This window comes from Haloarcula nitratireducens, assembly GCF_019599505.1.
Window position 1 is genome coordinate 64690 of record NZ_RKLT01000006.1, and the last position, 15967, is coordinate 80656.

The window sequence follows — 15967 nt, forward strand, 5'->3', positions numbered from 1 at the left end:
TTAGTCTTCGTCCATCAGGTCGATACCGATGGCTCGCTTGATCTGGTCACGTAGTCCGCCGCTACCGGTGCCACCGCCGAGTGTCACCAGTACCGGCTCGACGCTCGTCTCGGCGTTCTGTCGAACGCCCCGCGAGAGATGCTCTAAGTCGTCGTCGTGCATCACGACGATGCCGACGTCGTCGTCGCCGAGCATCTCCTCGACGGCGTCGTCCAGTTGCTCGTCTTTCTCGTCTTGGGGGACGTCCGCGAACTTGCGGACTCCCGCCAGTCGGAACCCCGTCGTGAACTCGGGGCTGCCGATGACGCCTATCTCCTGGCTCATAGTATCACCAGCTCCTGTTCGATCTCGTCGGGTTCGAGACCCGCTTCCCGGCCGCGGGCGATGGCCCGGATGTTGTCCACCTCGCGCTCCTTAGCGAGGATGTAGGACAACACCGGACAGACCGACAGCGGATACCGATTCGAGAGGCGGTCGGCGTACTCTAGGAGCGCCGCGTCCAGCGCCCGCTCGAACTCGATGAGGTTGTCGGCCTCTTCGAGCGCGGAAAGCGCCGTATCCAGTTCGTCGCCGTACGTGCTCTCACGGACGGCCGCGACGATGCCCTCGACGTTCGCCGAGAGCTGTGAGAGGGTCTGCTCGTCGAAGAGCTTCCCGCCCTCGATGTAGTACTCCGTCGGGTCGGCGTCGGCGCCGCTTCGAGCGAGGCGGAGCGCGTTCCGGAGGTTCCGGAAGTCCACCTCGGCCTGCAGGAACTCGACGTACAGCCCGGTCGGGCTGTCGATCTCGGGATTGCTGGGGAGCCCCTCGAGCAGGCTCTCGTAGAAGGCGCGGTCGAGCGCGTTCTCGAGCGGTACGAGGACGTCGCTCTCCTCGTAGACCGGATAGGCCGCGGCCATCGCCTCGCCGAATATCGTGTCGTCGAGCAGTTCGACGACTTCCTCGATGGAACCGGCGGTGAGCAACTGGTCGACTCGTCGCTCGCTGAACTCGCCGGCGCGGATGAGGTCGTCTTCGACCTCGGTCGAACCCGCCCCGGCGTACAGCCCGCGGATGATCGTCTTGACGTTCCAGACGTCGAACTTCCGCAGGTAGCGGGCGATGTAGTCGTACAGCGCCCCCTCGGCCCATTTTAACAGGTCGTCGAAGTGTTTCGCGAGGTTCCGATTCAGCGCGTATTCGACGAGGTCGACACCGGAGTACCGGGACCCGAGCGCGTTCATCTCCGCCTCGTACTCGGTCTCTTCCATGAAACGAGCGATCTCGCTCGTTCCCATGCGGACGAGCTTCCGATAGTCGTCGTCGTCGAACAGCGAGGCACGACGCGAGCGAACCCGAGCGATGACGTACTCGTAATTCGAGCTCCGGCCGCGGTTTGCCGCCCCGTTGCTGCTCATTGTGAATCGAATAGCCGGTCGCTGATTGCTTTCAGGTTGTCCTCCCAGACGCTCTCCAGCACGGAGTCGAACGTGTTGTTCACACGGACGCGGGAGGTCTCGCTCTCGACAACCACACCGCCGAGGCAGTCGTGTTCCCCGGCGAACGCTGCGTCGTCGTAGTCGGTGAGGATATCCTCGATGAGGGCCTGGTCGTCGGCGCGGCCGTAGACGCGAAGCGTCGCGCCGTCGTCGAACTCGGAGGCGGCGCCCGAGAGCAGCGACCGCGTCAGCTCCTCGCGCCGCGCGCCGTCGATGTCGGCGACGGCCTGCTCGACGTCCTCGTGAACGTCCTCTAAGACGTCGCGGCGGGCTTCCAGCCGAGCCTGCTTGGCTTCGAGCTTCGCCGAGGAGAGGCGCTGTTCGCGCAACTGCTCGATCTCTCGCTGAACTTCGGCTTCGCGCTCCTCGTGAATCTGTTCGGCGTCGGCCTCGGCCTCGGAGACGATCTCCTCGGCTCGCTCGTCGGCCTCGTCACGAATCTCCTCTGCACGCGCGCGGGCCTCGTCTCGGATGTCCTCTACGACTGTATCAAGGCTCATTGTTGGAAAAGGGGGATGTGGTTTAGACGACGAAGACGACGACCAGCGCGAGGATGACGAGTGTCTCCGGCAGGACCGTCAGGATGAGGCCACGACCGAACATGCCGTCGTCCTCCGCGATGGCGCCGACTGCGGCGGCGCCGATACCGCGCTCCGCGTACCCCGAACCGAGCGCGGCCAGCCCGACGGCGAGGGCGGCGGCGGCGGAAGCCGGGATTGCCGGTGCGGCGCCGGTAGTACCTTCCTGCAGTACAGCGTTGACAACGAGTGCGATATTCTCAATCATGTTGTTGAAGTCCTCTCTGGGTGCTCGTGTCCGAACAGGCGTATGTGACCCCACGGACTTCATAAAGCTTCCCAAAACGCTTCGTCAGTGTGCTGTCCCGGCGATTTAGGCGCTCAGGACGGGGGGGATGTGAGCTGGTACCAGCCACCGTTGGGCGTCGTCAGCGGCGGAGACTGCCCTCGTAGGCGTGAGAACGAAAAATACGAGCGACGACGACGCCCGTGCGTCGGTCGTCTGATCGTTAGCGACTATTTCCGGATAGCGCCGACCCGGAGCCGGCGCGTACTGGGAAACCGCTCCAGCAGTCCGTCTCAGTCGTCGTTGCTGTAGGTTCGGTCGTAGCCGAACGGGTTGTACTTCTTGCCGCCGCCCTCGAAGAACTTCCCGAAGAACTCGACGTACTCGAGACGCACGCCCTGTAGCCCGGCGCTCGTGACGCCGAGGATGAGGACGAGCAGGTGTCCCAACACGAGGACGAGCAGGCCGCCGACGAGCCCGGCGATGCCCGAGTGCATCAGACCGGGGAACATCACGCTCGTGACCTCGTGACCGTGATACGTGCCCTGTTCGAGCATGTAGGCCGGCGAGTGGCCGATACCGAAGTGCCACTCCGCGCCGTGGCCCGTCTCGACGACGTAGACGCCGAAGAACAGCAGGTTGACCACGAAGGCCATCCCCGCCTTGGCCAGCAACACGGCGGCCAGTCGGGTGTACGAGAGGACGTTCACGAGCACGTTGAGGAACTCGACGACCTCGATGAGGTCGGCGAGCGCGAGCAGCACGAGACCCGTGAAGAACAGGACCAGCCACGCCGAGAACGGCGCATCGAGTACCGGGATCGTGAATAGGTTGATGGGCGGGAGGCCGGCGAAGCCGAACGCGAACGGGTGACCGGCGAAGATGCCCTCCTCCGCGGTGTAGAGGAAGTTCGGCGCAGCACCGTTAGCGCCGGAGAAGACCCACGCCCAGAGGCCGAACAGCATCAGGAGCCACGAGCCGCTCTCGGTGAGCGCGTCCCAGAGCCCGTGCTCTAGGTTCTCGATGAAGTCGAATATCCAGCCGACGGCGAGGTGAACCATGCCGACGAGCAGGCTGATCGTCAGCCACGCGATGGCGTAGTTACCGTAGACGGGCTGGAGGCCCTTGTGCATCGGTGGGTTGCCGCCCCACACTATCTCACCGAGCTGGTGGAGACCGAAGAACTCGCCGTAGAGGACGCCGAACAGCATCGTGAACCCGCCGGCCCACATCGCGACGCCGCCGAGGCTCTTCATCACGTCGCCGTCCATCTTCGAGTAGAGACCGTACCCCGCGAGGAAGTAGAGGATCCCGTAGCCGAGGTCGCCGATCATGAACCCGTAGAACGCCGGGAACGTCAGGAAGAACGCGACCGTCGGGTCGAACTCCCCGTACTTCGGGCGGTTGACGACTTCGACGAGCGCCTCGAAGGGGCGAGCGGGCGCGGCGTTGTCCTGAATCACCGGCGGCTCGTCGTCGTCCATCGTGACGAGGCCGCCGTCGGCGGCGACCTCCTGCTGTTGGCTCTCTTCCTCTTCTTCGGCTTCGGGGGCCGTCACGGTCTGGCCCACCGTCGCGTCGCCGCCACCGCCGCCCTCGTGTTCGATCTCCTCGCGGGCGTGGGCGTGACCGTCGTCGTACTCGGCGACTTCGAGTTTCTCGACGTCCACGGCCTCGCTCACGTCGGACTCGATCGCGCTCTCGAACGCCGCGTAGCGCTCGTTGGGAATCCACCCCTCGGCGATGAAGGCGTTCTCCGTCGTGGCGAAGGTCAGCGGCGCTTCGGCCTTCTGGACCTCGATGGTGAGCTTCTCCTCGGCCGCCAGCAGGAACCCGCCGTAGTCGAGTCGCAGGTCGCCGAGTTCGTCCTCGACGGTCGCGAGCTTGGATTCGAGTTGCTGTTGCCGGTGGTGGAGTTCCTCTAAGTATTCCGACGGTTCGCCGTCGCCCTCGGGGATCTGCAGCTGCGAGAAGGTCGCACCGACCAGCGCGTCCTGCAGTTCGCTCTCGTCGGTCCGGGCGAAGACGGCGACGACGCCGTCCTCGTCGAATACTTGGAAAGTGTCGACGTCGCTGTCGGCCAGGGCGACCTTCACCTCGTCCGCGTCGCCCTCGCCGACGGCGACGGAGAGCGTGTCGTAGCCGCGGAGCAGGTCCAGATCGATGCCCAGCGTGACGAACGGTTCCATCGTGCTGATCCGCTCCTCGACGTCCCGAAGGTCGTCACGGACGTCGTCACGCCGGTCGTCGAGTTCGTTGACCTGCGTGCGGACCTCCTCCAGGTCCTCTTCGAGCGCGTCGTCGGTGACGAGTCGCTTCGGCCCGGCGTCCTCCTCGTCGATGTCGAGGATCGATTCGAGCGAGCGGACCGTCACGAGCTGATCGGACGCCTCGTCGGCTCCGTCGACGGGGTCGCCGGGTTCGAACCCCTCCCAGGACCCGTCGTACTCGGTGACGTGGAGCATGTCGAGGTCGTGGACCGACTCGATGACCTCCTCCATGACGCGCTTCGATCCCGTCACCGAGACGCGACACATCTTCTCAGGTCTGAACATGTACCGCCTCCTCGAAGAGGTCTGTGACGTATTCGACCACCTCGTCTTCCCGTCCGGCGGCCTCCGCTTCGAGTTCCTCGCGGGCGTTCTCACCCTCGGCGATGAGTTCCGCTCGCTCCTCCTCGATCTCCTCGCGCGCCGCTTCGAGACGGGCCTCCGCGTCGGCCTCGGCCTCTTCGCGGGCCTGTTCGCGTATCTCCTCGGCCCGTTCGCGGGCCTCGGCGAGTCGTTCGTCCCGGTCCTCCTCGGCCTCGGCGACGATCTCGTCGGCCTCCCGCTCGGCCTCCTTTATCCTATCTAGAACTTCTGGCCGTGGCATTTGCTAATCGTGTCACCGTTGCTAGAGCGGCTATTTGGTAGTTGCGAAGTTTCTGTGCGTACGTGTGAACCACACTCACTCGGCGAATCGCCGGAGCGTCCGTTCCCAGGCCGAAATCCGGGGAATTATGACCGCGAGATTCTAACGGCCAACAATGGGAGTCCTCGAAAACAAGGCCCGCGCGCGGACGTTTTACAAGTACCTCTCGAAGGTGTACGACCAGATCAACCCCTTCATCTGGGACGAGCGGATGCGCGACGAAGCCATCGAGATGCTGGGGCTTTCCGCCGACGATCGGGTACTCGACGTCGGCTGTGGCACCGGTTTCGCCACCGAAGGGCTCCTCGAACACGTCGACACCGTTTACGGACTGGACCAGAGTCCCCACCAGTTATCGAAGGCTTACCAGAAGTTCGGCAAGCACGGCGACGTTCGCTTTCACTTAGGCGATGCGGAGCGGCTCCCCTTCAAAGACGACGCCTTCGACGTCGTCTGGTCGTCCGGCTCCATCGAGTACTGGCCGAATCCCGTCGTCGCGCTGCGGGAGTGCCGTCGCATCGCGAAACCCGGCGGACAGGTGCTCATCGTCGGGCCGGACTACCCCAACTCCACGATCTTCCAGAAGCTGGCCGACGCCATCATGCTGTTTTACGACGAGGCTGAAGCCACGCGGATGTTCGAAGCCGCCGGTTACGAGGAGTTCGAACACCACATTCAACAGTCCCGTCCCGGGAGTCCGCGGGCGATCACGACGATCGCGCAAGTGCCCGAGTAGGGGGCTCGGTCACTCCGGAACCACGGGCACCGAGACTTCCGTTCCGTTCTCCGTGGTCACGTTGATCGTGTACGAACCGCGGGGCTGTACCGTCCAGAGGTGACCGTTCGACCCGGTGCGGCCGACCGTCTGGCCGTTGATCTCGACCGTCCCGTCGACGGGTTCCGAGGATTCCTCTTCCACCACCGACATGACTAGGGGACCGGTCTCGTAAGACTGGTCGATAGTCACCCGGAGGCCGTCCTCGAAGGCCGTCTCGGTATCGGTCGTTCGCACGCTGTTCAGGTCGCGGTGCTGGAGTTCGTAGAAGACGTTCGTGGTCCCGCCGTCTAAGAAGAACGTCAGCTGGCCGTTGCTCGTCTGGGCGGCCAGCCGGTAGATCCCGGTGTCACCGTAGGCGTTGACGCTGGGGAGTTGACGCTGGTAGGTCCACGGATACAGTTCCCGTCCGCGCTCGACCGCGGCCACGAGGCGATCGCCGTCGGCTTCCGCGAACGCGTCGGTTCGGTTCGACGCTCGCTGGCTTCCCAGGCGGGTCTCACGGACGTACTGGCTCCCGTCGATGGTGGCGAGCATGTACGCGTCCGTCGAGGATTCGAGGTAGACGACGTCCGCGCCGCCGGCACCGGACATCGACTCGGTCAACTGCTCGCCGACCGGCCCCTGCAGCGTCCGTAAGTTCCCGAAGATGTTGTTCATCCGAGTCGTCATCCGGTCACTCGTCGAGTAATCCGGTGCGATCTCCGCGGTGCTCTTGACGCGGTTGAGTCGCTGCGCGAGTTCCCGCGACTCCGTATCGACCATCGAACGGGCCCGGAGGAACTCGGTCGCGGTTATCTCCCCGTTCGCGTACCGCCGGATCGCCGTCTGCTGTCTGCGGTCGAGTTCGGCTTCCTCGGTTTCGATGCTCGATAACGCCCGACGGATGTGCTGTGTGCGCTCGAACTCCGAATCGAGCCGGCCGAAGCGCGACTCGAACGCCGCGGCCTCGTGGCGCTGATGGAGCGACGTCGACCCGGCGGCGACGGCCGTGCCGACGTCGATGCCGCTCTCGTTGAACGACGAGGTCCTGACCTCGGTGTCCGGGATCGTCAGGTGGTTGGTCGTGTTCTCGATGGTGGCGACACGCGGGGCCGGGGGCGCGGCCGTCTGTTGCTGTGTCGCCGACGCGCTCCAGCCGGCGGCGGGAGCGACCGCCGCACTGACGAACAAGAGTGCGACGAGGAGGGCGGAGAGGGGTCGCATCACCACCGGATACAGTCCCACCGTACAAAAATCCCTCTATTACTGCACCTCGAACAGCCGGCTGAGAAGGCCCGAGACGTTTCAAAGGCGCGTCTGACGTTTTATAGTCGGATGGAAAGGGTTTTGCCGACGGACTGTAGATTCTCGTGTGGAAATGGTCCCGCGGGCTCCCGCTGTCTTCCTCGTCCTCCTCGTCGTGGCGTCGGTAGCGACGCCGGTCGCGGCGTCGGCGGTCGCTCCCACGCGGTCCGCACAGCAGACGACGCCGACCGAGACGCCGACGCCGGTCGCCGAGAACACGACGTTTTACGTTCAGATACAGCCCAACGGCGACGCCCGCTGGACCATCACGGATACGTACGCGCTGGAGGATCAGAACGACACGCGGGCGTTCGAATCGCTGGCCCAGGAGTACGTAGACGGTGAGACGGACACCCGGTGGGAAGCGGCGTTCCGCGAGGCCAACGAGCGGGCGACGGCGGCGACGGGTCGGGAGATGAACCTCACCGGGATGAGCCGGGACTACGTCGTCAACGAGCGCCGGGGAACGCTCATCCTCGAGTTCACCTGGACGGACTTCGCCACCGTCGAACGGGGGCGACTCGTCGTCGGCGACGCGTTCGAGACGCCCGAGGGAACGTGGTTCCGGAGTCTCAGTGAGAACCAGCAACTCGTCATCTCGGCCCCGGCGGGGTACGGCGTCCAGAACTCGCCGCCGCGAACGGCCGTCATCGACGGCGAACTCCGCTTCGAGGGACCGCGGACGTTCGAACCCGACTATCTCGAGATCGTCTACACCGGCAACCCCGACCGCTCCCCGACCGACACGCCCGAACGGCCGGCCGGACTCTTCGGCAACGTCCCCTTCTGGTTCGGGGCCGTCCTCATGCTCGTCGTCGGACTCGTCGTCGCGGTCGGCTACATCAACTGGCAGGGTAATCTCGACCTTCCGCCCGCGGGCGCGAGCGGGACGGACACCGGTGGCGGCGACGGCGGTGGCGCGGCCGGTGCCGTCGCGGGCGGAGTGGCGACCGACGGGGCGGACGAATCGGACACCGCCGCTGCGTCCGACGACGCCGAAGACGAGGAGACCGACGTCACCCTCTTGAGCGACGAAGAGCGCGTCGAGCGACTGCTCGACCGGAACGGCGGGCGGATGAAACAGGCCCGCATCGTCAGGGAGACCGGTTGGTCGAACGCCAAGGTCTCGCAGTTGCTCTCCGCGATGGACGAGGACGGCCGTATCGACAAGCTCCGAATCGGGCGGGAGAACCTCATCTCCTTCCCCGACGAGGACGTCACCGAGATCGACGAGTAGGGTAAACATCCCCAGGGTGGTTTCTGGTTCGGAAACGTTTATTCGCCGGCCGGCCGCAGTGCGTGGCATGAAAATCCTTGTCACAGTGAAGGAGGTGGCCGTCGTCGAAGACGAGTTCGAGATAGACGGGCTGTCCATCGACGACCGGTACGTCACCGACGACCTCAACGAGTGGGACGACTACGCCGTCGAGGCGGCCGTCCGGATACGGGAGGCGGGCGAGGACGTGGAAGTCGTCGCCGTGACGATCGGCGACGCCGACACCGAAGACACCATTCGGCAGGCGCTGGCGAAGGGGGCGGACCGCGCGATACGCGTCTGGGACGACGCGCTGGCCGAGGCGGGACTGCTCGACCCCGAGACGAAGGCGCGGCTGCTCGCGGCCGTCGCCGAGGAGGAGGACCCGGACCTCGTGTTGACGGGCGTGCAGTCGGCCGACGACGGGTTCGGCGCGACCGGCGTGACGCTGGCCGAGAAGCTCGGGTTCGAGTGGGCGGCCGTCGTCAACGCCTTAGACCTCGACCGCGAGGCCGGCGTCGCCCACGTCCACCGCGAACTGGAGGGCGGCGTCGACGAACTGACCGACGTCTCGCTCCCGGCGGTCCTGACCATCCAGACGGGGATCAACGAACCGCGCTACGCCAGCCTTCGCGGGATCCGACAGGCCCAGAGCAAGGAACTGGCCGAGTACGACCTCGCTGACCTCGGGCTCTCGGCCGGCGACGTCGAGAGTCCGCTGGAACAGACCGCCCTCTACGAACCCGAGAGCGAGAGCGACGCGACGGTGTTCGGGGGCAGCGCCGGGGAGACGGCCGCCGAGTTAGCGGGCGTGCTCCGCGAGAAGGGGGTGGGCCAGTGACGGTTCTCACCGTCGCCGAACACCGCCGCGGCGAACTCAGAGACGCGAGCCTCGAAGCGCTGACGGCCGGGCGGGAGCTCGCCGAGGCGGCCGGCGTCGAGCTCCACACTGCGGTTATCGGCGGCGACGTCGAGGCGTTCGCCGACCGGTTGAACCGCGAGGGCGTCGAGACGATTCACACCGTCGACGAGGGCGAGGAGTTCAACCACGACGTGTACGTGCAGGCGGTGACGCAACTGGTGAACGCCGTCTCCCCCCAGTTCCTGCTCGTGCCCAACACCGTCAACGGACTCGACTACGCGCCCGCCGTTGCCAGCCGACTCGACCGACCGCTGGTGACCGACGCGGTCGACCTCGAATACGACGGCGAACTCACGGCGACGCGGGAGCTGTACGGCTCGAAAGTCGAGACGACGATCGACGTCCACAGCGAGACGCCCGCAGTGACCGTCCGCCCCGCCGAATGGCCGGCCGCGGAGGGGACCGGCGACGCCGCCGTCGAGGCTTTCGACGTCGAAATCGACGAGTCGGCCGTCCGCTCGACGGTCACCGGATTCGAGGAAGTGAGCGGCGGCGACGTCGACATCAGCGACGCGGACGTGCTGGTCTCGGTGGGCCGCGGCATCGAAGAGGAGGAGAATCTCGACATGATTCACGACCTCGCCGAGGCGCTCGACGCGACGGTCTCCGCTTCCCGGCCCATCATCGACAGCGGCTGGCTGGAGAAGAACAGACAGGTCGGCCAGTCGGGCAAAGTCGTCACGCCCGACGTCTACATCGCCATCGGCATCTCCGGCGCGGTCCAGCACGTCGCCGGGATGAAGGGCAGCGACACCATCGTCGCCATCAACTCCGACCCCAACGCCCCCATCTTCGACATCGCCGACTACGGCATCGTCGACGACCTCTTCGAGGTAGTGCCCGCGCTCATTGAGGAGTTCGAGGGGTAGACAAAAGGTTCGTTCTCCGGACCGAGCGAAGCGAGGTCCGGCCTTTTTCGCCCACGTTTTTCCGCGAGCGGTCAGCGACGCTGACCCGAGTGGGAAAAAGGTGGTACTGGCATTGTCGACGACCTCTTCGAAGTCGTCCCCGCGCTCATTGAGGAGTTCGAGGGATAGCGATAGCGTGGCCGAGCGCGCGATGAAACGCGCTCCGCCGTCAGAGCGAAGTCGTCCGAAAGAGCGCACAGCGCTCTTTCGGGATCACGAGAGAGCTTCGCTCTCTCGAACGACTCTGACGAACCTTCGTTCGCGCCGCTCACGAAGACGGGGAAGGGCAGGCTTGCCCGAGAAGCATACCGCGCCGGAGGCGCGGTTTCCCCGGAATCGCCGACGGCGATTCCGGCCTTTTTCGCCCACGTTTTTCGAGGAGCGGTTCGAGCGCGCCGGCGGCGCGACTCGAACCCGACGACGAAAAAGGTGGGTCGTCAGGTACTTTGTGTCCTGGTCCTCAAAGGCGAACGATGGAGCATCTGGAGCGGCGTCGTGACCGCGTCGAGGAGCGACTGGAGACGGTCCTCGACGCGGTCGAACCCGAGCAGTTGGCAGACGAGGTCCGACACGTCGCGCTCTCGGGGGGTAAACGCGTGCGGCCGACGGTCACGGTGCTGGTCTGCGAGGCGCTGGGCGGGGAACCGGACGACGCGCTGGATTTCGGCGTCGGGATCGAGCTGGTCCACAACGCGTCGCTGGTCATCGACGACATCATCGACGAGTCGGAGGTGCGCCGCGGGACGCCGGCGGCGTGGACGGCGTTCGGTCACGGACCCGCGATCATCGCCTCCGACGGCCTGTTGGGGGAGGCGTTCGCGCTGTTCTCGGCGGACGAGCGGGCGATGCAGACGGTTTCCGAGGCGATGGTCGAACTCGGCGAGGGCGAGGCGACGGAACTGGTCGCCCAGCCGACCAACGAGCGGGAGTACATGGAACTCGCTCGCCGGAAGACCGGGGCGCTGTTCCGGGCGGCCGCCGAACTGGGCGCGATCGCCGCCGACGCGGACGGTTACACCGTCGAGGCGATGGGCGAGTACGCGGAGCGGGTCGGCGTGGCGTTCCAGATGCGCGACGACGTGCTGGACGCGACGGCCGACGCCGAAACGCTGGGCAAGCCGACGGGTCACGACGCCGAGATGGAACGCCCCTCCCTGGTCGAGGTGACCGAGATGACCGCCGAGGAGGCCAACGAGCGAGCGCGTGCGGAATCGGACGCCGCGCTGGAGGCCTTAGAGACGACGAACGCGCCGGATTCGCAGTCGATGGAGTACCTGCGGGACCTCGCGGAGTTCGTCGTCGTGCGCGAACGGTAGGGCTTTTGGCCGCCGCTGGCGAAGCCGCGGGCAATGACTGTTATCGGAATCGTCGGGCTCCCCGGCAGCGGCAAGAGCGAGGCGGCCAACGTCGCCGCCGACATGGGGGTGCCGGTCGTGACGATGGGCGACGTCATCCGCCAGGAGTGCCGCGACCGGGGGCTGGACCCCGCGAGCGACCACGGGCGGATCGCACAGGCGCTGCGCGAGGAGAACGGCCCGGGTGCCATCGCCGAGCGGTCGCTGCCGCTCATCGAGGACGAACTGGCCGAGAGCGACACCGTCCTCGTCGACGGCATCCGCTCGGACGTGGAGGTCGAGGCGTTCCGCGAGGCCTTCGGCGAGTCGTTCCTCTTGATAGAGGTCGATGCGCCGTTCGAGTTGCGCGCCGAGCGACTGGACCTGCGTGGGCGCGACGACATGAACGACGAGAGCGGCGAATCGCTCACCGACAGAGACGAGCGCGAACTCGGCTTCGGGATGGGGGAGGCCATCGAGATGGCCGACGTGACCATCGAGAACACGGAGACGCTCGCGGCCTTCCAGCGGAAGGTTCGCACGCTGCTCCGGGAGGGCGCGGAGGAGATCGAACGATGAGCGTCGTCTACAGCGTCGACGTGGCGATCACGGCCCCGGTCAACGACACCGAGGTCACCGACCGGGTCGCCGACGCCGTCCGGAACCTCTTCCCGGAAGCCGAACCCACTCACCGCGAAGACGGACTCGTCGCCGAGGTCCACACGCTGGAGGGCTTCTCCGAGAAGCTCCATCAGGCGGAGATCCTCGACACCGCCCGCTCTGTCTTCTTCGACAACCTCTCGGGGGATACCTTCGCGTTCGACCTGAAGAAGCAGGCGGCCTTCGAGGGGCGAGTCAACTTCGCCGTCGGCGAGCCCTCCGAACTGGGGGACATCCACGTCGAGGTGACCGTGCGCGAACCGGACGCCGAGTCGTACATCGACGCCGTCGCGCCGCCGACCCAGGACGGCAAGCCGGTCGATCCGGAATGACGACGGCGCTGTGTTTCGACCTCGACGGGACGCTCGTTCACCGGACTGAATCCCACGAGACGGTCACGCGGGCGACGCTCGACGCCCACGGCTTCGACGCGACCGACGCCCTCGTGAAGACGGCCGAGGAGACGTTTCGCGCGGCCCAGCGCGATCTCGAACCGAACCCGTTCGAGCGGTCGATGCGAGCCGTCCTCGACGAGACCGGCGAAGACGGCGACCCCGAGGCGATGGTCGAGGCGCTCCGTGAACGGGCGTACGCGACGACCGAGGTACCCGACGCGGCCCGCGAGTCCCTCTCGGCGCTCGGCGAAGACGACGCCCTCGGCGTGGTAACGAACGGCACGCGGGAGTGGCAGGTCGGCAAACTCGAACACCACGGCCTGCTCGACCACTTCGACGCCGTCGTCACCTCCTACGAGGCCGGCGCGCACAAGCCCGACTCCGCGCCGTTCGACCTGCTCCGCGAACGGCTCTCCGCCGACGAGTACGTCATGGTCGGCGACGACTACGAGGCCGACGTCGAGGGCGCGCGAGCGGCGGGGTTCGTCTCGATTCACTACGAGGACGGTGACGACGGAAACGGGCCGGACCTGTGGGCCACCATCGACGCGCTGCTGTAGCGCGTTGAGTCCGTCTCGCTGTAGGGTTTCGACCACTAGATGTCGGAAGCCTGCCTTTCAGTCCTGCCGTAGTCGGCCGACCAACAGGCCGCGGGGCGGGGCTTTCCGACTCTCGGAGTCTCTTTTCGATACGAATACAGCAGCTAGAGGCCGCTGACGAAGATGGCAATCCACTCGCCGACCTCTCGCCGCTTGTCCACGCGCACTTCCTCGATCCACTTCACCCACTGGAAGCCGCGCCGTCCGGGCGCGACCAGCCTGAGCGGGAAGCCGTGGCCGTGCGAGAGGCGGTCGCCGTCGACGTGTGTCGCGAGCACCGCGTCGCGGGCTTCTCCGATCGGGAGACTGAAGCGGTACCCGGTCACCGAGCGGAACTGCACCCACGACGCGGCGTCGTCGATTCCGGCGTCGTCGAGCAGCGACCCGACCCTGACGCCCCGCCACTCGTGGCCGGAGTACCACCCGCTCGTGCAGTCGAGGATCGCGTCTTCGCTCGCGTCCGTCGGAAGCTCACCGAGCGCGTAGGACCGCTCGCGCTCGACGCGACCGCCGACGGTCAGTTGCCACTCCCCGGCGTCTACGGGGTCGGGGTCGTCCGCGACCCAACTCGTCACGGGAAAGCGGTTGCCCTCGCCGGTCCCCTCCTCGCGCGAGCCGGTGTAGCGACGGTCGGCACCCGCCGTGTCGAGCAGGTCGTTGACCGGCCCCTGCAGTCGCCAGAGCAACGCCCCGGTGGTGACGAGACCGGCGTACCGCAGGGCGTCTCGACGGCCGCGCCGCGTGACCCCCGTCGGCGAGTGATAGCGATAGCGCAGGTGCCAGCCCAACAGCGGCGGGACCAGCAGGCCGAGCGCGACGTGGAGGTGAAACAAGCCCCACGGACCGAGATCGAGCGACCCGCCGAAGATCCACCAGACGCCGGTGACGAGCGCTCCGGCGGCGTCGAGCGCGAGGGCGACTGAGAGGGCGCGCCGCCCGGTGAGGCACTCGGGAGCGACGCGACGGCGGACCCGCCACAGTTTCACCGGGAGCAGACAGACGAGGACGACGCCCGCGACGGCGTGGAGGTCGATGACCCACGCCGTGTCGGGTGTCCCGGTGAACATCGTCGCCACGCCGGTCGCCAGTAGGGTCCCGACGGCCGCGAACAGGCCCCAGTCGACGGCTCGCGGTGAGGGGGTGAGCCGACGGACGTTCATGGCCAGTGTTAGCGCTCGACGCGCTTATACTGCGGGTCGCCGCGTTGGAAGCCACAGTAGGACGCTCTTACTGCTACTGTGTCACTGAGTGCCCCGGAGACACGCCTCGCGCGCCGCTTAACCCTCTCGAAGCCGAACTGTTGGTACGAAATGAAGACGTTACAGAACCGACTGCTCGGCAGTCACGTACTCGCACTATTCGCGCTGTTGCTCGGCGACCTGTTCGGGTCGGCCCTCCTCACGACCGCCGGATTCGCGGCGGCCGGACTCACGCTCGCTGCGCTGTTCGTCGCGATGAGCAGCGCGCTCCTCGCCGGCGTCGAACACCGGCCGAGCGCACCGCTTCTCTCGCCGCGATCCGGGAAGTAGAGAGACGCATAGCCGCGGAAACGGCTTTTCAGTACGACCGTTCGAGGACGACGGTCCCGTCGGCGTCTCGGACGGTGATCGTATCGCCGCCGTTGTTCCAGACCGCGCCGCTCGCGCCCCAGTACCGCTCGCGCTCGGTATCGCTCCCGCTGCCGGTGTAGAGCGTGACCCGCTCGCCGGGCGCGAGCGCGTAGTCGCCGAACGTGTAGCGGTGGTCCGCTCCGTCGGTGACGGTCCACCCCGACAGGGAGATGGCGTCGTCGCCGCGGTTCGCGAAGACGACGTACTCGCCGTTCAGATTCTCGTTGTCGTTGCCCTCGGCGTCGGCGTGGACGCCGGCGACGACGAGCCCCGACTCGCTCGCGGTCACCGTCGGCGTCGAGCGGTCGACCGAACCGGGGTCGACGCACTGCCAGAGTCCCAAGCGGGCCTCGCGGGCGGCCGACTCCGCTTCGAGAAACCGGTCCTTGCGGGTGAAGGGGCTCTCGTCGTACACCCGGGCGTGGCCGGTCGCCACCAGCCGATAGTTGAACAGCCGGTCGTCGACGACCACGTAGGCCAGCAGGCGGTCGTAGTAGCCGCGGCGCTCGGTGGCGGGGTCGAAGGCGATCTCCGCGGTCTCGCCGAGCAGGTGCGTCTTGGCGAAGTTCGAGGCGTCGATGCCCGCGCCGCGCAGACACTCGGTCCCGGCCGCGGTCGTCGGGATCCCCTCGAACTCCGCGGGATCGTTCTCCGCGTTGACCTCGGGCGTGTCGACGCCGACCAATCGGACGGTGTCTTCGGTCCCGTTGTCGTACCTGACGCGGATGGTGTCGCCGTCGACGACGGCGGTGACCGTCACCTCGATAGTCTCCTCGGGGAGCGGGCCGGCCGACGGCGCGCCGACGGCGGTCTCCCCTCCCGGGTCGGCGACCGTCCGCTCGGCGGGTGACTGCTCGACAGTCGCCCGTTCGGTCGGCGTCTGTTCGGCGGGCACCGTGAAACCGCCGCAGCCGGCCAATACGACTGCCAGCGCGAGAAGGGCAACGAGCGGGAGTCGTCGCATCGTCGGATGGAAGGCCCGTAGCCTCACAAGTCTGCCGGGCCGAGTTTCTTGGTACTGGACCGC

18 protein-coding genes are annotated in these 15967 nt (G+C 66.7%); 9 read left to right on the top strand and 9 right to left on the bottom strand.

From position 1 onward, the window contains the following. From EGH23_RS15680 to ahaH, 6 genes are all read right to left on the bottom strand, one after another. A complete protein-coding gene (locus EGH23_RS15680) occupies nucleotides 1–324 on the bottom strand; it encodes a V-type ATP synthase subunit F (RefSeq protein ID WP_162318141.1) in 324 nt (107 codons plus the stop codon). Beyond that, the gene (locus EGH23_RS15685; RefSeq protein ID WP_220580931.1) at nucleotides 321–1397 is read right to left on the bottom strand and encodes a V-type ATP synthase subunit C; all 1077 of its coding nucleotides are present in this window, start codon (nucleotides 1395–1397) and stop codon (nucleotides 321–323) included. Before EGH23_RS15685 ends, EGH23_RS15680 begins: the two co-directional genes overlap by 4 nt. Beyond that, entirely contained in the window at nucleotides 1394–1978 is a 585-nt protein-coding gene (locus EGH23_RS15690) for a V-type ATP synthase subunit E (protein WP_220580932.1), read from the bottom strand. The genes EGH23_RS15685 and EGH23_RS15690 overlap by 4 nt, the downstream gene beginning before the upstream one ends. Nucleotides 1979–2000: 22 nt before the next feature. Then, entirely contained in the window at nucleotides 2001–2264 is a 264-nt protein-coding gene (locus tag EGH23_RS15695) for a F0F1 ATP synthase subunit C (RefSeq protein WP_220580933.1), read from the bottom strand. A gap of 311 nt (nucleotides 2265–2575) precedes the next feature. Further along, nucleotides 2576–4837 (bottom strand): V-type ATP synthase subunit I, encoded by a 2262-nt coding sequence (locus EGH23_RS15700; protein WP_220580934.1) that lies wholly within the window; start codon nucleotides 4835–4837, stop codon nucleotides 2576–2578. After that, a complete protein-coding gene (gene ahaH / locus EGH23_RS15705; protein ID WP_220580935.1) occupies nucleotides 4824–5156 on the bottom strand; it encodes an ATP synthase archaeal subunit H in 333 nt (110 codons plus the stop codon). The genes EGH23_RS15700 and ahaH overlap by 14 nt, the downstream gene beginning before the upstream one ends. Before the next feature lie 154 nt (nucleotides 5157–5310). Here ahaH and EGH23_RS15710 point away from each other — a divergent pair, with 154 nt between their 5' ends. After that, nucleotides 5311–5931 (top strand): methyltransferase domain-containing protein, encoded by a 621-nt coding sequence (locus EGH23_RS15710; protein WP_220580936.1) that lies wholly within the window; start codon nucleotides 5311–5313, stop codon nucleotides 5929–5931. A 9-nt stretch (nucleotides 5932–5940) separates the two neighbouring features. Here the strand turns inward: EGH23_RS15710 and EGH23_RS15715 are convergent, their stop codons facing one another. Next, the gene (locus tag EGH23_RS15715; protein ID WP_220580937.1) at nucleotides 5941–7176 is read right to left on the bottom strand and encodes a DUF7096 domain-containing protein; all 1236 of its coding nucleotides are present in this window, start codon (nucleotides 7174–7176) and stop codon (nucleotides 5941–5943) included. A 154-nt stretch (nucleotides 7177–7330) separates the two neighbouring features. Between EGH23_RS15715 and EGH23_RS15720 the strand changes: the two genes are divergently transcribed. From EGH23_RS15720 to EGH23_RS15750, 7 genes are all read left to right on the top strand, one after another. After that, complete coding sequence (locus EGH23_RS15720) at nucleotides 7331–8494, top strand: helix-turn-helix transcriptional regulator (RefSeq protein WP_220580938.1); 1164 nt, start codon at nucleotides 7331–7333, stop codon at nucleotides 8492–8494. A 67-nt stretch (nucleotides 8495–8561) separates the two neighbouring features. After that, on the top strand, nucleotides 8562–9353 hold the full coding sequence (locus tag EGH23_RS15725; RefSeq protein ID WP_220580939.1) for an electron transfer flavoprotein subunit beta/FixA family protein: 792 nt from the start codon (nucleotides 8562–8564) through the stop codon (nucleotides 9351–9353). Beyond that, on the top strand, nucleotides 9350–10303 hold the full coding sequence (locus EGH23_RS15730) for an electron transfer flavoprotein subunit alpha/FixB family protein (protein ID WP_220580940.1): 954 nt from the start codon (nucleotides 9350–9352) through the stop codon (nucleotides 10301–10303). The genes EGH23_RS15725 and EGH23_RS15730 overlap by 4 nt, the downstream gene beginning before the upstream one ends. A gap of 512 nt (nucleotides 10304–10815) precedes the next feature. Further along, complete coding sequence (locus EGH23_RS15735) at nucleotides 10816–11658, top strand: polyprenyl synthetase family protein (protein WP_220580941.1); 843 nt, start codon at nucleotides 10816–10818, stop codon at nucleotides 11656–11658. 33 nt (nucleotides 11659–11691) lie between these two features. Further along, complete coding sequence (locus EGH23_RS15740; protein ID WP_220580942.1) at nucleotides 11692–12255, top strand: AAA family ATPase; 564 nt, start codon at nucleotides 11692–11694, stop codon at nucleotides 12253–12255. Further along, nucleotides 12252–12668 (top strand): RNA-binding domain-containing protein, encoded by a 417-nt coding sequence (locus EGH23_RS15745; RefSeq protein WP_220580943.1) that lies wholly within the window; start codon nucleotides 12252–12254, stop codon nucleotides 12666–12668. Before EGH23_RS15740 ends, EGH23_RS15745 begins: the two co-directional genes overlap by 4 nt. Beyond that, the gene (locus EGH23_RS15750; protein ID WP_220580944.1) at nucleotides 12665–13291 is read left to right on the top strand and encodes an HAD family hydrolase; all 627 of its coding nucleotides are present in this window, start codon (nucleotides 12665–12667) and stop codon (nucleotides 13289–13291) included. The genes EGH23_RS15745 and EGH23_RS15750 overlap by 4 nt, the downstream gene beginning before the upstream one ends. A 143-nt stretch (nucleotides 13292–13434) precedes the next feature. Here EGH23_RS15750 and EGH23_RS15755 read toward each other — a convergent pair whose 3' ends face one another. Then, on the bottom strand, nucleotides 13435–14490 hold the full coding sequence (locus EGH23_RS15755) for a molybdopterin-dependent oxidoreductase (protein WP_220580945.1): 1056 nt from the start codon (nucleotides 14488–14490) through the stop codon (nucleotides 13435–13437). Between the two features lie 150 nt (nucleotides 14491–14640). On the opposite strand from EGH23_RS15755, the gene EGH23_RS15760 reads away from it, so the two are divergent. Beyond that, nucleotides 14641–14859, top strand: coding sequence for a hypothetical protein (locus EGH23_RS15760; protein WP_220580946.1), 219 nt, complete (start codon nucleotides 14641–14643; stop codon nucleotides 14857–14859). Between the two features lie 28 nt (nucleotides 14860–14887). Here the strand turns inward: EGH23_RS15760 and EGH23_RS15765 are convergent, their stop codons facing one another. Further along, nucleotides 14888–15904, bottom strand: a complete 1017-nt coding sequence (locus EGH23_RS15765; protein ID WP_220580947.1) for a lamin tail domain-containing protein — start codon at nucleotides 15902–15904, stop codon at nucleotides 14888–14890. Between the last annotated feature and the right edge of the window lie 63 nt (nucleotides 15905–15967).

What these genes read in the sequence shown, in the direction of transcription:
- EGH23_RS15680 (WP_162318141.1), bottom strand. Translation starts at nt 324, where the DNA reads ATGAGCCAGGAGATAGGCGTCATCGGCAGCCCCGAGTTCACGACGGGG.
- EGH23_RS15685 (WP_220580931.1), bottom strand. Translation starts at nt 1,397, where the DNA reads ATGAGCAGCAACGGGGCGGCAAACCGCGGCCGGAGCTCGAATTACGAG.
- EGH23_RS15690 (WP_220580932.1), bottom strand. Translation starts at nt 1,978, where the DNA reads ATGAGCCTTGATACAGTCGTAGAGGACATCCGAGACGAGGCCCGCGCG.
- EGH23_RS15695 (WP_220580933.1), bottom strand. Translation starts at nt 2,264, where the DNA reads ATGATTGAGAATATCGCACTCGTTGTCAACGCTGTACTGCAGGAAGGT.
- EGH23_RS15700 (WP_220580934.1), bottom strand. Translation starts at nt 4,837, where the DNA reads ATGTTCAGACCTGAGAAGATGTGTCGCGTCTCGGTGACGGGATCGAAG.
- ahaH (WP_220580935.1), bottom strand. Translation starts at nt 5,156, where the DNA reads ATGCCACGGCCAGAAGTTCTAGATAGGATAAAGGAGGCCGAGCGGGAG.
- EGH23_RS15710 (WP_220580936.1), top strand. Translation starts at nt 5,311, where the DNA reads ATGGGAGTCCTCGAAAACAAGGCCCGCGCGCGGACGTTTTACAAGTAC.
- EGH23_RS15715 (WP_220580937.1), bottom strand. Translation starts at nt 7,176, where the DNA reads ATGCGACCCCTCTCCGCCCTCCTCGTCGCACTCTTGTTCGTCAGTGCG.
- EGH23_RS15720 (WP_220580938.1), top strand. Translation starts at nt 7,331, where the DNA reads ATGGTCCCGCGGGCTCCCGCTGTCTTCCTCGTCCTCCTCGTCGTGGCG.
- EGH23_RS15725 (WP_220580939.1), top strand. Translation starts at nt 8,562, where the DNA reads ATGAAAATCCTTGTCACAGTGAAGGAGGTGGCCGTCGTCGAAGACGAG.
- EGH23_RS15735 (WP_220580941.1), top strand. Translation starts at nt 10,816, where the DNA reads ATGGAGCATCTGGAGCGGCGTCGTGACCGCGTCGAGGAGCGACTGGAG.
- EGH23_RS15740 (WP_220580942.1), top strand. Translation starts at nt 11,692, where the DNA reads ATGACTGTTATCGGAATCGTCGGGCTCCCCGGCAGCGGCAAGAGCGAG.
- EGH23_RS15745 (WP_220580943.1), top strand. Translation starts at nt 12,252, where the DNA reads ATGAGCGTCGTCTACAGCGTCGACGTGGCGATCACGGCCCCGGTCAAC.
- EGH23_RS15750 (WP_220580944.1), top strand. Translation starts at nt 12,665, where the DNA reads ATGACGACGGCGCTGTGTTTCGACCTCGACGGGACGCTCGTTCACCGG.
- EGH23_RS15755 (WP_220580945.1), bottom strand. Translation starts at nt 14,490, where the DNA reads ATGAACGTCCGTCGGCTCACCCCCTCACCGCGAGCCGTCGACTGGGGC.
- EGH23_RS15760 (WP_220580946.1), top strand. Translation starts at nt 14,641, where the DNA reads ATGAAGACGTTACAGAACCGACTGCTCGGCAGTCACGTACTCGCACTA.
- EGH23_RS15765 (WP_220580947.1), bottom strand. Translation starts at nt 15,904, where the DNA reads ATGCGACGACTCCCGCTCGTTGCCCTTCTCGCGCTGGCAGTCGTATTG.